Raw genomic sequence first — 13,229 nt, 5'->3', positions numbered from 1 at the left:
AGCACTGATTGGACTTTGTTAAATTTACGCAACTAATTGATTTAAAAAAAAATCCGATGATCCTAAAAGTCTATCAGCCTGAGAGCCCAATATTGAAGCGCTATATCGAATGCTTCTATATCCTGGAGAAAACTGCAGCCGAGAAGCCCATTACCTATTTTACCTTTCCCAGTATCTACAGCATTGTTACCATCAGCGCACAGACCAGCACCTTCGTCACAGCGGATAAAATCATCACAACACACTGTCCCACTGCCCCCATAGAGACCAACCTTGTCTGCGATTTTAATCAACCCGTCCTGATCAGCTACGACGGCAAAATAAATGAAATCACGACCTACTTCAAGCCACTCGGGTTAAATGCTTTTATAACAGATGACCTGCGGCATTACACTGCTGGAACCTTCCCCGATTTTAATCCTTACGACGATTATAAAGAGGCCATGACCAGCATTCTTTCCCTGATGGATCATCAGGAGCGGATCAAGGCTCTGGAAGCCTATTGGATCTCAAAACTACGCCCTTTTGCTGATCCGCTGCTGGAAAATGTACTCGGCGAAATGCTTGATACCGACAACCTGAATCAATCCATAACCACATTGTCGCGTAAAATCGGGCGATCACGGACAACGATCAATAAACATTTTGATCAGCATATCTGCAAGAGCCCGTCGCAGTTCAAAAAAATAGTCCGGTTCCGGGCAGCCATTCAAAGCCAGCTGGACAACAAAGACAACCTAGGTCTATCCTATCATGTCGATTATTTTGACCAGTCGCACATGATCCGTGATTTTAAAAAATTAACAGGTTTTACACCAAAAGTTTTCTTTTCCAAAATAGCAGCCCTTGAACGGGATGAGATCAAATGGATTTTTATTTAAGGGGTTTACAAAAATACAATGACAGCGTTTTTTTTAATGGTAACATTGCTGCGTAGTTAATTGATGCAACAGTCCATGAAGCTTATCCTATTCGTTATCCTCTGTCCGATGCTGGTTTTTGGACAACAAAGTACATCGGCCAAACTAGCCCGCTATATGCAGGCACAGCTTGCCGTGAATAATTTTAGCGGAACAGTCCTTGTACAGAAAAATGGCAGGGTGTTACTCAAGAAGGCCTACGGTCAGGCCGATTATGAATGGCATATCCCCAATACCGTAGACACCAAATTTCAGCTGGCATCGGTCACCAAACAATTCACCGCGACTGCGATCCTACAATTGGTCGATCGCGGCCAGTTATCCCTCGATGATAAACTCAGTAAATTTTTCCCAGATTATCCAAAGGCAGACAGTGTCAGCATCCATCAATTGTTGTCGCATTCATCAGGGCTGGCCATGGGTTTCAAAGAAATCGCTTTATCCAGCATCAGCAGCGATTCGGCCTATGCCGCCATCAAAAAGATTCCTTATGAGTTTTCACCCGGCAGCCAGAGTGCATACAGCAACATCGGTTATTATCTATTGGCAAAGATCATTGAAAAAGTTTCAGGAGAGCGTTATGCAGCTTTTTTAAAGAAAAATATATTTGAAAAAGCCGGAATGAACAATACAGGCGTCAGCAACAATGATACGATCGTGTCCAAAAAGGCCAAGGTCTATTACCGTGGCGCGCATGGTTTTGTTCATAATCCTTATATCAACTGGCAGATCAATCTGGGTCATGATGGCGTTTATTCGACAGTCGAGGATTTGGCACGATGGGACCGTGCGCTCTATGGAACCACTGTTTTATCTGCCGAAATGAAGAAGAAAATGTTTACACCCCATAAATCCGAAAACTGGGGCTATGGATTTATCATCAACCCCTTTTATAACCATGGGCATCCACTGATTGCGCACGATGGTGGTTTTTTCGGCACCATCACTTCTTTTAACCGCTTTACAGATGACAAGCTATTGGTCACAGTCCTTTCCAATAATGAGTCCCACTCCCATCTCATCGCTTATGGGCTTTCGGCTATTGTATTTGGAAAAGATGTCGAACTCCCTTATCGGCATCATCGTGCTCCGGTGGATTCCACCTTGTATAAGCGCTATGTGGGTCAGTATGATCAGGTTCAGATCCTCCATATTGACGGCAAGCTCTATTACAATGACGCCGAAATAGAGCTTATCCCCGAGTCCGAAACAAAATTTTTCAGATCCGACGATAATGACAGAACCATCGAATTTGTCAGGGACAAGACAGGTGTCTACAATACGATTATCTTAACAAAAGCCGGTGTAAAGGAAACTCACAGCAAGAAATAGTCCCGCTTTACCTTTTCCTTTGTAGCTGTAAAAATAAAAAATCTTTAATTCATCATTTTATTTAGTGCATCGGAATATGTAGCGGAAAGCTTTCCTTTGTTTTCTTCAAAATTTTTCTTCGCCTTAGCCAAAACAGGTAATTGCTCCCAGATCCCGTTCATCTTAAAGTTGAGTTTGTTTTTCGATTTGAGTCCCTCCATCACTGGTATTGCTTTGTCGAAGTTGCTTCCTATCAGATAACAATACAACAGATCTGTCTGTAATGCAATCTTGATCTCCTCATTGGCAACTCCTGTCAATTCCTTTTCAAGGTATTCGGCGATCTGAGCGACTGCCGCAAAACTGGATTTGTCAACTTTATTTTTATCGTAGGCTGATTTATTGATACCATCAGCAAGTAAGATCAGCTTATCGATCTGCTCATTATATTCAAGCTGCTTAGGGTCATTCTTATCCTTAAATCTTGTAAAGAAAAGACTCCCTGTACTCTGGAATCTCATTTGTTTTTTAGTAATGTTTCGGTTCCAGAAGGCCGCAATCTGGTTATGGCCAATTAAATTATCGAAAATACTAAGTGTCATGCCTTCATAATTCTGTTTTAGGAACGCCAATGATTGTAGCATCGCATCTTTTTTATTTGGAAAAGTAGTCGCTATTTGAGCCATCAACTGATCTCCTTCAACAATCAGATCTGCGAGTCCCCATCAGTATATTGAGCCACAATTGTATCCGCTTCAATAACTTTGTTATCAAAGGAATTGATATAGGTTACTTTTAAGGGAACATTTAGCACGAAAGAATTTTTAAAAATATTCTCCCAGGCGTTCCCGCTTTTAGTCGTAATGCCCTCTAGTGTCATCGGTAAAAACTCCACCCGGCACAAAAGGATACCTGCTCCTGTTTTCTGCGTCATTTGGAGATTACCAACTACCAAGGTATTATTTTTTGCATCTGCCCGTATTTTCTCCGTACGCATTGCCGTAATATTTACCGACGTCAGCTCTTTACCTTCCATCACAAGATTGATTTTTGTGTTGTCAGGATTGATCTGGAGATTGTACTCCAAAAACTCATAGGAAAATGGTTCTTCGGGATAACTCACGAAGGAACTGGTCTTCGTTTTATTTTCGACCTTAATCTTTTGCGCATGGACAGCCATACATCCAAAAAGTAAAAATAGAATTGTAGTGATTCTTTTCATAAAAAATGTAATCAATAAAATGTGATAACTGAGAACAATGAAACACAATTCTATTGTTATTCAACAATAATATTTACAATTCGTGACAACAATTTTAAATCCGACGAAATAAAAAAATATTTTATACAGTAGCCTCCAAAATAAATTTTAGCGTATAAAATTCACCAGGTTGGGGAGATTCCACTTGCAGATGTTTGTTACCAGCAGTATTATTGTCCTGTAAGCCTGTTTAATAAATCTTGTTCTTTTTTTCCTAATGTTCGTATTTGTTCGGCACTTTTTAAACAATCAATCGCTTTGTTTATACTTGTCAATTTAGATTTTTCGGTTTTGTCGGATTTTGACTTTACAACAAGTTTATTAGCTTGTCCAATAAACTTCTGATAGTTCTTCCAATCTTTTTCGGTCAGATGTGCAAAAGGATCAACTTTTGCTTGTTTGGGTTTTATGTATTCCAATACAAAATCAATTTCCTGCTGTGTTGCTATTTTGGAATTAAATTCTCTGAAATTTACGAACTCTGGCAAATTTTCTTCAAACCATTTTTTTGCCTTTTCAGTAAGATAAATATGTCCGGCACTTTTGCTGATAAAAATATCGTTACCTGTCCAGGAGTTTTCAATAATGAAGAGCTGATCTCTTCCAGACACGTTCTTTTGCTTTCTTCCAATCAAAGTTTCTTTATCTAATTTCAAACACCAGATTGCTTCCATTTTTTCGGCAATTTCAGCATTATGCTTTCTTGTGGAAATATAATTTTCTGGCTCGCCTCCAGCTGGATAAAGCTTGGGCTCATCTGCCTCCAAATCCCAATTTTGCCAATCGATATCTACTATTTTTTTGAAAGTTGTATTGATGAATTGAATTCCTTTCAAATCAGATTTTTCTAATTTTTGCTTGGTACTTTCAGAAACTAAAATCATATCCCACTTTTTATAAATTGCAGGAACAAAAGGACCTGCACGTTCTATATATATGATTTCGCCATTATTTTCATCAGGGTATGCAAACCCTGTAAACAAGATATTTCCATAATCGCCCCAGGGCATTTTTTTGTTTTCAAATGTGTAAAAGTTCATAGTTTATTTGTCAGTTGGAGATTTTGATACCAATTAAGTTTTTAGATTGTGCCCATGTTCATAATTTTGTAAAAGTTACAACCTGTCATAAAGACGAACAGTTAACTGTCTAAATTATTGAATTTTACCCAAAGTGTGGGATATAATCGATGCATACTCTTTAACCTTGACAGTTCTTAAGTTTTGGCTTTTCTCAGATCCTCCCAATCCAAGTAAAGGCTGATAGCCAAAGCATTCATCTGATGTTAAATCACCAAGGATTTCTTTTGCTTCTAAATATTTGTTGTATGGTAATTTCTTATCCAGAAAGCCTTTGTCAGTCATTTTCAAATCAAAGAATACATTTGCTTTTCTCCCAAGAACTTCTTGTCGGGAATGGTTAACATCAACATAAATAACGCTGGTATCCTCCCAAATGTATAATCCGGCAAAACTATCTCTAGCAAAACAAATCGACGGTTCCTGTAAGGGTACATATACCTCATCAAGAATTTGTTTATATTCAACAGGATTTACAGTCCATAAAAAACCATTCATATAACTTCCTGCCCCTTTTTCTATAAATGAAAATAAATCTTCAGGAAGATGTTTTTGCACTGAATTCAATGCATCTCTTGAAATTTCTTGCTTATTCTGAATCTCTCCAAATACCGCTACAAATTTTTCAAACATTTTTTTACTTTAAATATTTTTAATACTGATACCCTGTTTAATTTGTTTTACATCATTAAATGCAAGAATTAATAAATACTACCTTTTTAGCTTTTCATTAATACATTTGAAATATCATAAAGTATTATATTAATCATACAATGCTTCGATTTTATCGAATAAATTTTCAGGCATTCCTTCAATATATCCCTCGGGATATGGAACGTTTTTACCCTCCAATTTATGAAGTAACTCTTTAGGTATAGATTCTTTTTCTGGCCTAGGAAGGTAAGAAACCCAATTATCCCCCTCATCGCTTTCAGGATCAAATGCTAAAGATTGATGATGATAATAATTATTTATATATCGCTCTTCAATTAATTGTTTATCACGGAATCCTTTTCCTGGAGCGGATTTCCAATAGATCATCAAGATGGTAGCTTTATCGGTATCAGGGTTATCAATTAACCATTTTAAAAACTGTTTATAATTGTCCCAGTTCCAGTCCATGACCATCTGATGCCAGATTTCGGTAGTTTGTGCTCGAGCGAAATCGAGAATTTTGTTTACGGCTATTGTTTCTATTTCTTGCATAATACAAATTTTAATGACATCTAATTGGACTACTAGAATGGTTTTTTTTACTTATAAACCACAAATTTTAGCAAATTAGACAGTTTCTTATATCTCCTAAAAATACTCTTTTATTTAGAAATTTTATTGTATCCGATTCTATCTTATAGAGTAAGCCAAATGAGTAAGCTGAGTCTTCGTTAACATTATATATTTGAGAGACAATAGCGTCAAAATCACCATCATTTAATTCAATTGTCTCTTTATAAATTAATACTACTGTTTCTTCATCCATACCTTCTATTTCTTCGGTAGCCAATTCAATTGCGTCATCTAGTGAATCAGCTATAAATTTCTTAATATTATTGTCCACGAAATATATAAAAGGTGAGTAATCAATGCGTTTTTGTATATACCCAATTGCGATTTCTTCGGCTTTTTCTATCTCTACCTGAAGCTCTTTTTCTAATTCTTCATATTGCATAGTTTCTATTTTAAAATTGTTATTTTAATTGGTGGAGGACTCTTCAATGCAGCTTCTAAACCTTTTGAAGGGCCTTGATCTTTAAATACCCATTCTACGTCCCAACCCTTTTCTACAAGTTTTTTATCAAATTCCAATTCTCCTCTTATTTCTTTACTATATGGAACTTTTCTACTTGAATAATCTTTAACTTCAACCGCCTTTTTATTTTTCACATCACCAATATCCAAATTTCTTTCCTCTTGCCTTTTTTTCACTTAAATTGGATTACCGTTTTCATCCATTATTAATGGAGGCAACCCATTTTTTTTACGAGTTTTATTCATTAATTCAAGCATTCTGGGAGATATTTTAGAAATTTTCACAGAAGGCGGCTCAATCTGAACATTATCGCTCTGTTTTAGATTTGAGATGAATTCTTCAAAAGAATTGGCTAATAAATAAACATCATCACCGACATTACCTTCGTGATACCAATAGAATATCTTACCTAAAGTCGTTCTTTCCAATGAATAAAATATAATATCTCCTGCAATGCCTTCACAAATAGGGAAAAAATCTTCCTGAATAAAATCCTCTTTGTGATATTGTTTAATAATTGAGCTTACAGAATTTTTTGATTCTCCAAAACCAAATATCATTCCTACTGGAACACTGAGATCCCTTTTACCTATAATACGCGGCAACTGAATCAAATCAGTTAATTCGACATCATTTTTGAAAAAAGAAAATCCATAATCAAATAAAAATTCTAACAGAACCTCCTCAATATTAGAATAATTTACCTCAGAGAAATTTAATTCTTTTTCAGTAATTGCGTTTGCTCTTTCCGGCGTATAATTAACACCGCCCAATTGATTTACAGTGGTTTCAATTTTCATATTTCGGCGTTTTATCTTCTATATATCTAAAATACACGACCTGAATATTAAGAATTACATTTATTGCTCACTACCACAGAATAAATAAAAAAATCTTATTCGGGAACTCTATATTACATTTCTGAAATTATCTATTGGAGGTAAACCTACTTTCTTCCTTTTCACATTAATTTGTTCGAGTTCATCATCTAAAAGAGGTTTTTCATCGGAGTCGTCCTCTACTTTGATGAAAAAATCATCAATAAAATCATGCAATGTGTTCGCTAAAAAGTAATCATCATTATCACTTTCATGGTACCAATAATAAATTTTCCCGTAGGAATCTTCCTCTAAAGAATAGTAAATAATATCACCTGGATATCCTTCAAATAATGGAAAGAATGCGACGGTTATTTGATCTGGCGAAAAATATTGATTTATTACTGAAGGTATACTTTTCTTTGAGCCGCCCCATCCGAATATTGTTCCAATTTCTATCTCTCCCGATTGTAGAAATCCTGGCTTAATATTAATTTTTGCATAAACATCTTTAATAAACCTACTATTACCAAATTTGCTAATAAATTCCGTAATCTCAATATCAGGAATTTTACCCATTATTGAATTTACAATAGATAAGTCTTTATTTTTTGATGATTCTAAATCTTCATTGCTTAAAAATTTGACACCTCCTAAATCTTCAATTTTATCAAATAAATTACTCATGATCTTAATTTGCTCAATAAGGACATTATGAATCATACAACATCCTATTATTATCAATTATTTTTCAATTGGAGGAATCCCTTTTTTAACAAGCTGTCTATTGACTCATGCAAGTGCTTCATCATCAGATTCTTTCAATTTTTCAACAGATTCTTTTTCTGCATCTAGAATTTTATCTGGGGATAACTCTCCGTTATATAGTTCTTTCATTATAAACGGATACTTCGTCCCCCATTTATTATCTTCCAAATTATATAAGCAATCGTAGAAAAGAAAGAATTTAAAAAGCTTCGTGCTCCTATTTTATAAAACATAGGGCCTGTTTTTAATCCTACTATTTCTATTTTGTATTTAATAAAAAATAAATTAGATACAAAAAGTCTGTATTTTAGCGCAATACTTTGCTGAGTCTCTAATATAAAATCTCTGGAATGTAGTTATCTTTCAATTCCAATTTTAGTCCATTCATCAATGATTGGCCAAATCTCCACATCTAGTTTTGGTGCTTTGGTATGCCACCATATAAATCCTTTTTTCTTATCATTGGCCTTAAGATCTATTGAAGCATAATCCCCCTTTCCATTATCAAAAAGTCCTACACAATTACTTAACTCAAAAGGCAATGTTTCTACACTAATTTCTTCTAAAATCCCCCAATCTTCGTCTCCTAATATTACTGTATCTTCAATCGGTAAAAGTCCATTGGATTGTGAAGCATAATATAACCAACCATTGTGTAAATCGTTATAAACATCTTTAAAACTATCGGGAAGAATTTCAAAATATTTAGGCACTTTTTTTTCAATTGGATTATAACCAATATAATAAGCATTATCACCTTTCAAATTCCTTACTGTGTAAAGTAAAGCAAACTGTTCATTTATAGCTACTAAGTCAACATCCAACAAATTGATATTCAAGAAATAAGTTGTTGATTGAAATTGATAAGGAAACTTTTTCCACTGATCCAGAATAATTTTCACTTTATCTGATATTAGATTTTCGGATAATGCCTCACTCCAGAATTTTGGCAAAGTTGCAACCTGTTCTTCATTTAGAGAACGTAAATCTAATATTTCTATTGTGGAATTATATTTTTTAAGATATTCGATTTTTTCCATTGTTAAATATTATAAAATAAAGCAGTAAGATATTCGCACCTATATTTTTGAATAGCGACGAACGGTTAACTTTCCAAATTATTCAATTTTTCCTAACGCTTGGGCCACAATAGAAATATGCTCTTTTAATTTTACCTTTTGCAAATTCTCCGCTTTTTCTGCTCCCCCTAATCCTAATAATGGAACATAACCATAGCACTCATCCTTTGTGACTCCGCCAAGCTTCTCTTTTGCAGGTTGATAGTTTTCCAAAGACAACTCTTCCGAAAAGTACTCCCAATCTGTCATTATAGAATTGAACAAAATATTAACTTTTCTTCCTATTACCTTTGAAACACCATGTCTGATGTTTATATATACCACACTGTTATCTTCATAGGTATACATTCCTCCGAAAGCGTCTCTAGCAAAACAGATTGATGGCTCCTGAACTGGTGTATAAATTTCTTTTAAAATCGGCTCGTATTCAATTGGATCAACGACCCATAAAAAGCCATCCATATAAACTCCGGACCCATTGGAAATAAATGTAAATAGTTCATCTGGTATTGAGTTTTTTACTCTAGCAAGATGATCAGATGGAATTTCAATTTTATTCTCAATATTTCCGTATTCTTCAAAAAATTTTTCAAACATCATTTTTATACTTTAAATACTTTTAATATAGATACGCTGTTTAATTTGCTTTGCATCATTAAATGCCCTGATAAACAAATCAAAAATATCTTCGCCATCCGAGGTGTAAAAATAATTAGATAAGCTTGTAATTCTATCTGCAATTTTATCTCCCCAAGGTGGTTGCATTTCTAAATTATCAATATCCCAAATAACACAGCTGGGAGCATATTCTTTAAATGTCTCTTTAATTTCAGCTAATTCTTTTTCTACATTCGGAATATTATCTAAGGATAATTCACCTTGATATAATTCCTTCATTAGAAAAGGATATTTATTCCCCCAATTATTATCTTCCAGATTATAAGCAATGGTAGAGAAGAAAGCATGTAAAAAACTTCCTTTTCCTATCTTATAAAACATTGGACCTGTTTTTAATCCTATCATTTTTATTTTATATTTTATAAAAAATAATCTAGATAAAACTAAGTTTATACTTTACCACAATACTTTGCAACCATTCCGGTGTAAAATCTATGGAACGTGGGTATGTTTCAAATTCATCTGAAAATATATCGGGTTTCTGCCAAATATCTGGAAGTGCAGACATGTTATCATAATTGAAGTTAATGCTGAAATCAGAATTTTTATTGACAAAAATAGTATATCCAAACCAAGCCCCTTCTTTAGGCGACTGTTCATACATCAAATTTTTAATTCCATCCATAACATCTACTGCCGAATCATCATCATCGTACAGGTAGTATTTCAGATCAATTTCATTCTTTTCCTCTTCATTATCAAAGTAAAATCCCCTCATTGCCAATCCTTCTTCCAGGCATTCCCCTACTAATTCAATTTTTGTCCACTGTGCACTCTCCACAGAATTATCTAAATCATTCCTACATAATTCAATCACTCGCCTAATTTTATCTATGATCTCATTAGTCTGGAATGTCTGTGTTCTTGTAAAAATTTCGGTTGTCTCACTTTCAGTAGCATCTGTATATTTAAAAGGTAATACTGGACTATCTGATTCATTCGTTAGTTTATCCACAATATCAAGATACCAATTCCAAAAATGCTTTCTTTTGGCCACATCACCTTCATCTACAAATGGGTTGCCTCCAGCATAAGCAATTGATGCACAAAAATCAGGGTTCCACACGTCCCAGTCAAAACTATTGTCATCTTGTCCCTCATAATCGTCAATGTCAAGAATTTGCGCCGCTTCACCAATGATACCTCTACTCAAAGAAATAATACTCAATCCCGGTAATCCAGATTTGGTATCTGAAACATTCTCAAAATAATTTCTAAATTTATTTTGAAGTTCTTCAATATGTTCTTTACTTCCTTTACCATCATATAAATATTCCTGAATTTCCTGTAGTAAAATTTCAAAATTTACATCCTCTGAATTGTCTAATTTCCAAATAGGTAGAACAAACTTAACACACTCAAGAAAAATCTTGTTGGTAATGTCAGCACTACTAATCTTTTGCATCAAGGATACCCTATATTTTAACTCCAGATGCCCATATGGATTTGCATCTATAACACTTTTCAATTCATTCATAAAATCACGTTCTAGCTAAAGATAACTTTCAATCTTGCTTTTCAATCTATATAGTTTTTAAATAAAGTGTTTTTTTCACAATAACTGTTATCCTGTATATGGTTTCTTAGCAGTTACATAAAATAATCTTCTACATTTTCGTTAAATTACCACTTCCAATGTGTATCATCAATAAATTGCAATGAATGGCTGACACAAAATCTACGGATATAATCTAAAAAATCAGGCAAATCTTTTATCTGGTCTTTTGGGAACACTAGATAGTGACCGACTATAAGTTTAATAAATATATTATCAGCTGTTTCAGAAACATAACTAAAGTTGTCATAGTTATGTTTTGAACTTGCCATAGATCCCACAATTTCAAGATAGGTATCTTCAAAAGTTACGGTAAACTGATTCCCAAAGAGATTTTTATGTTCATCTGCTTTTACTAATTTTTTAAAGGAGCGCAAATAAAACCACCGCTGAAATCTTGGGAAAATAATAACAGCAATAGCACCGACAATAGTAATAAGTAGTGAAAGCTGTTTGTTGAAAAATAGAAATATTATAGCAAACCCAGTCAAAATAAATATTAAAAGCTTTTTATTCGTATGTAGTAATTTTTGAAACTGCTGAGATTTTGAATTAGTGTACAGCAAACCATCAAGCTCTAATTTTTCTGTTCGGGTAAAAACTAATTTCATCTATAAGAATTATTAAGGTTAATATTGCCACGGTTCACACATAAACACAACGATTTTATTAACAACCATTTATAAGCCATCTTCTTTTCTACTTCGTTTATACGGCTGAAGTCGTATGCGAAGAGCATATGCCTTTTTTGAAAACCTGATAACTCAAAATACATAATTGAATAATTTTAATCACCTTCAAACATGCCGATATATTTTAAACCATTATACTGTTCTTTATAAGGTTTAGAGACAACCAAGTCCCCATCAGCATACCAAAATATTGCATTTGCTTTTTCGATTCCAAACTCTTCGCAAATACACTTAATTTTATCCCATTCATCTGGATCAGTTGATGATTCTTCCAGTATTTTTTCAAGAGAAACCTCTTTATCAAATCTAGGGATTATCCCGATGAAGTCTTCATCGTACCATACTTCTCCAATGTCCTTACAAAATTCACACAATTTGTAATCCGGATCCTCAAAATCCCCTTCTGTAGAGTAATCAAGCTCAAAATATTTTTGGTACTCTTTTTCTGCCGTAAATGTGGTTCCTATCCACACATGAATCTTATTATACCTTTCCATTTTTAAAATAAATGTTGACACTATATTTGAGATTTACCAAAAACAAACTACAAGGAACTATTGTAAAAACCGATGTAGAATAGCGATGATCCTATATCTTTTGAAAATTGACTAATCCCATCTTCCTGATTAAAGTATTCAAAATACTCTTCATTATCCTTATCGATCTGTCCAAGCCATATGTGGACTTTTTTCATTCTTTCAACGGCGCTTATATACATATATTTTAATGATAGAATTAAAATTATCAGTCAATATTTTTTAGTTCTTTCGTCAGATTCTTTATCTATATAGGGAAGATCCCCCCTTCACTTACTTCTAAATCTGAAATTCGCCTATATAAAACAAATCATTATATTGTCTTCCAATCTCTGGTTTCGGTAATTCAGCATCTCGATAATAAAACATCGCATTTGCTTCTGCAATATTTAACTCTCTGCATTTATCAACTATTAATGCTTTAATCTTAGAGGAAGGTATTTCATGTAAGATGCCTTCAACAGATACAGGTTCATCCTTATAGTCCAGTCCTATAAAATCATCTCCGTATGACTCGCTGAATGTTACCTCCCTACAAAATCCACACTTTTCGAAATCCTCACCTTCTTCACTATCATAAAACGAGTCTAGATTAAAATACTCTTCAAACTCCTCTAAACTTTTATCTGTTTTTCCTATCCAAAGATGGATTAATGACATTCTATTCATCTTTTTAATAAATATTGAAACCGTATTTAAGATATCATTATTTTATTTTTCCACACCAAACGTTACTCTTCTAAAAAAATCGAATAGCACTGTTGTTTTACTGCTTTTGGATT

General features: G+C 34.0%; 19 protein-coding genes and 1 pseudogene. 2 read left to right on the top strand and 18 right to left on the bottom strand.

Annotated elements, in window-relative coordinates:
* Positions 1 to 56 precede the first annotated feature (56 nt).
* Both M2408_RS09650 and M2408_RS09645 read left to right on the top strand, forming a co-directional pair.
* Positions 57 to 881, top strand: coding sequence for an AraC family transcriptional regulator (locus M2408_RS09650; RefSeq protein WP_259181263.1), 825 nt, complete (start codon positions 57 to 59; stop codon positions 879 to 881).
* A 75-nt stretch (positions 882 to 956) separates the two neighbouring features.
* Entirely contained in the window at positions 957 to 2,252 is a 1,296-nt protein-coding gene (locus M2408_RS09645) for a serine hydrolase (RefSeq protein ID WP_259181262.1), read from the top strand.
* A gap of 44 nt (positions 2,253 to 2,296) precedes the next feature.
* On the opposite strand, the gene M2408_RS09640 is transcribed toward M2408_RS09645, so the two are convergent.
* The 18 genes and pseudogenes from M2408_RS09640 to M2408_RS09555 all read right to left on the bottom strand — a co-directional run bounded on the left by M2408_RS09640 (position 2,297) and on the right by M2408_RS09555 (position 13,116).
* Positions 2,297 to 2,875 (bottom strand): hypothetical protein, encoded by a 579-nt coding sequence (locus tag M2408_RS09640; RefSeq protein WP_259181261.1) that lies wholly within the window; start codon positions 2,873 to 2,875, stop codon positions 2,297 to 2,299.
* Between the two features lie 62 nt (positions 2,876 to 2,937).
* On the bottom strand, positions 2,938 to 3,453 hold the full coding sequence (locus M2408_RS09635) for a hypothetical protein (RefSeq protein WP_259181260.1): 516 nt from the start codon (positions 3,451 to 3,453) through the stop codon (positions 2,938 to 2,940).
* A 209-nt stretch (positions 3,454 to 3,662) separates the two neighbouring features.
* Positions 3,663 to 4,532 (bottom strand): hypothetical protein, encoded by an 870-nt coding sequence (locus tag M2408_RS09630; RefSeq protein ID WP_259181259.1) that lies wholly within the window; start codon positions 4,530 to 4,532, stop codon positions 3,663 to 3,665.
* A gap of 114 nt (positions 4,533 to 4,646) precedes the next feature.
* Entirely contained in the window at positions 4,647 to 5,204 is a 558-nt protein-coding gene (locus tag M2408_RS09625) for a T6SS immunity protein Tdi1 domain-containing protein (RefSeq protein ID WP_259181256.1), read from the bottom strand.
* Between the two features lie 129 nt (positions 5,205 to 5,333).
* A complete protein-coding gene (locus M2408_RS09620; RefSeq protein WP_259181253.1) occupies positions 5,334 to 5,777 on the bottom strand; it encodes a DUF4274 domain-containing protein in 444 nt (147 codons plus the stop codon).
* Between the two features lie 67 nt (positions 5,778 to 5,844).
* Positions 5,845 to 6,240: a hypothetical protein gene (locus tag M2408_RS09615; protein WP_259181251.1), complete on the bottom strand. Its 396-nt coding sequence runs from the start codon at positions 6,238 to 6,240 to the stop codon at positions 5,845 to 5,847.
* 5 nt (positions 6,241 to 6,245) lie between these two features.
* On the bottom strand, positions 6,246 to 6,497 hold the full coding sequence (locus M2408_RS09610; RefSeq protein WP_259181250.1) for a hypothetical protein: 252 nt from the start codon (positions 6,495 to 6,497) through the stop codon (positions 6,246 to 6,248).
* Positions 6,498 to 7,121 (bottom strand): SMI1/KNR4 family protein, encoded by a 624-nt coding sequence (locus M2408_RS09605; RefSeq protein ID WP_259181247.1) that lies wholly within the window; start codon positions 7,119 to 7,121, stop codon positions 6,498 to 6,500.
* 108 nt (positions 7,122 to 7,229) lie between these two features.
* Complete coding sequence (locus M2408_RS09600) at positions 7,230 to 7,826, bottom strand: SMI1/KNR4 family protein (RefSeq protein ID WP_259181245.1); 597 nt, start codon at positions 7,824 to 7,826, stop codon at positions 7,230 to 7,232.
* Positions 7,827 to 7,931: 105 nt separating this feature from the next.
* Positions 7,932 to 8,084: pseudogene (locus M2408_RS09595) on the bottom strand (Imm70 family immunity protein); the annotation flags it as partial.
* Between the two features lie 179 nt (positions 8,085 to 8,263).
* Positions 8,264 to 8,947 carry a hypothetical protein gene (locus M2408_RS09590; protein WP_259181243.1) on the bottom strand — a complete coding sequence of 228 codons (684 nt, stop codon included), beginning with the start codon at positions 8,945 to 8,947 and terminating at the stop codon, positions 8,264 to 8,266.
* A 78-nt stretch (positions 8,948 to 9,025) separates the two neighbouring features.
* Positions 9,026 to 9,586: a T6SS immunity protein Tdi1 domain-containing protein gene (locus tag M2408_RS09585; protein WP_259181242.1), complete on the bottom strand. Its 561-nt coding sequence runs from the start codon at positions 9,584 to 9,586 to the stop codon at positions 9,026 to 9,028.
* A 9-nt stretch (positions 9,587 to 9,595) separates the two neighbouring features.
* Positions 9,596 to 10,009: an immunity 70 family protein gene (locus tag M2408_RS09580; RefSeq protein WP_259181240.1), complete on the bottom strand. Its 414-nt coding sequence runs from the start codon at positions 10,007 to 10,009 to the stop codon at positions 9,596 to 9,598.
* Between the two features lie 28 nt (positions 10,010 to 10,037).
* Positions 10,038 to 11,141, bottom strand: a complete 1,104-nt coding sequence (locus M2408_RS09575; RefSeq protein ID WP_259181238.1) for an Imm5 family immunity protein — start codon at positions 11,139 to 11,141, stop codon at positions 10,038 to 10,040.
* A gap of 146 nt (positions 11,142 to 11,287) precedes the next feature.
* Positions 11,288 to 11,830: a YcxB family protein gene (locus M2408_RS09570; RefSeq protein WP_259181236.1), complete on the bottom strand. Its 543-nt coding sequence runs from the start codon at positions 11,828 to 11,830 to the stop codon at positions 11,288 to 11,290.
* A 176-nt stretch (positions 11,831 to 12,006) separates the two neighbouring features.
* Positions 12,007 to 12,408 (bottom strand): immunity 22 family protein, encoded by a 402-nt coding sequence (locus M2408_RS09565; RefSeq protein ID WP_259181235.1) that lies wholly within the window; start codon positions 12,406 to 12,408, stop codon positions 12,007 to 12,009.
* A gap of 47 nt (positions 12,409 to 12,455) precedes the next feature.
* Positions 12,456 to 12,605 (bottom strand): hypothetical protein, encoded by a 150-nt coding sequence (locus M2408_RS09560; RefSeq protein ID WP_259181232.1) that lies wholly within the window; start codon positions 12,603 to 12,605, stop codon positions 12,456 to 12,458.
* A 121-nt stretch (positions 12,606 to 12,726) separates the two neighbouring features.
* A complete protein-coding gene (locus M2408_RS09555; RefSeq protein ID WP_259181231.1) occupies positions 12,727 to 13,116 on the bottom strand; it encodes an immunity 22 family protein in 390 nt (129 codons plus the stop codon).
* Positions 13,117 to 13,229: the final 113 nt, after the last annotated feature.

This window comes from Sphingobacterium sp. BIGb0165 (assembly GCF_024810095.1).
GTDB lineage: Bacteria > Bacteroidota > Bacteroidia > Sphingobacteriales > Sphingobacteriaceae > Sphingobacterium > Sphingobacterium detergens.
This window is presented reverse-complemented; position numbering and strand designations above follow the sequence as displayed.

Excerpts from the sequence above, each read along its gene's own strand:
- M2408_RS09650 (WP_259181263.1), top strand. The coding sequence starts at position 57 with ATGATCCTAAAAGTCTATCAGCCTGAGAGCCCAATATTGAAGCGCTAT.
- M2408_RS09645 (WP_259181262.1), top strand. The coding sequence starts at position 957 with ATGAAGCTTATCCTATTCGTTATCCTCTGTCCGATGCTGGTTTTTGGA.
- M2408_RS09640 (WP_259181261.1), bottom strand. The coding sequence starts at position 2,875 with ATGCTACAATCATTGGCGTTCCTAAAACAGAATTATGAAGGCATGACA.
- M2408_RS09635 (WP_259181260.1), bottom strand. The coding sequence starts at position 3,453 with ATGAAAAGAATCACTACAATTCTATTTTTACTTTTTGGATGTATGGCT.
- M2408_RS09630 (WP_259181259.1), bottom strand. The coding sequence starts at position 4,532 with ATGAACTTTTACACATTTGAAAACAAAAAAATGCCCTGGGGCGATTAT.
- M2408_RS09625 (WP_259181256.1), bottom strand. The coding sequence starts at position 5,204 with ATGTTTGAAAAATTTGTAGCGGTATTTGGAGAGATTCAGAATAAGCAA.
- M2408_RS09620 (WP_259181253.1), bottom strand. The coding sequence starts at position 5,777 with ATGCAAGAAATAGAAACAATAGCCGTAAACAAAATTCTCGATTTCGCT.
- M2408_RS09615 (WP_259181251.1), bottom strand. The coding sequence starts at position 6,240 with ATGCAATATGAAGAATTAGAAAAAGAGCTTCAGGTAGAGATAGAAAAA.
- M2408_RS09605 (WP_259181247.1), bottom strand. The coding sequence starts at position 7,121 with ATGAAAATTGAAACCACTGTAAATCAATTGGGCGGTGTTAATTATACG.
- M2408_RS09600 (WP_259181245.1), bottom strand. The coding sequence starts at position 7,826 with ATGAGTAATTTATTTGATAAAATTGAAGATTTAGGAGGTGTCAAATTT.
- M2408_RS09590 (WP_259181243.1), bottom strand. The coding sequence starts at position 8,947 with ATGGAAAAAATCGAATATCTTAAAAAATATAATTCCACAATAGAAATA.
- M2408_RS09585 (WP_259181242.1), bottom strand. The coding sequence starts at position 9,586 with ATGATGTTTGAAAAATTTTTTGAAGAATACGGAAATATTGAGAATAAA.
- M2408_RS09580 (WP_259181240.1), bottom strand. The coding sequence starts at position 10,009 with ATGATAGGATTAAAAACAGGTCCAATGTTTTATAAGATAGGAAAAGGA.
- M2408_RS09575 (WP_259181238.1), bottom strand. The coding sequence starts at position 11,141 with ATGAATGAATTGAAAAGTGTTATAGATGCAAATCCATATGGGCATCTG.
- M2408_RS09570 (WP_259181236.1), bottom strand. The coding sequence starts at position 11,830 with ATGAAATTAGTTTTTACCCGAACAGAAAAATTAGAGCTTGATGGTTTG.
- M2408_RS09565 (WP_259181235.1), bottom strand. The coding sequence starts at position 12,408 with ATGGAAAGGTATAATAAGATTCATGTGTGGATAGGAACCACATTTACG.
- M2408_RS09560 (WP_259181232.1), bottom strand. The coding sequence starts at position 12,605 with ATGAAAAAAGTCCACATATGGCTTGGACAGATCGATAAGGATAATGAA.
- M2408_RS09555 (WP_259181231.1), bottom strand. The coding sequence starts at position 13,116 with ATGAATAGAATGTCATTAATCCATCTTTGGATAGGAAAAACAGATAAA.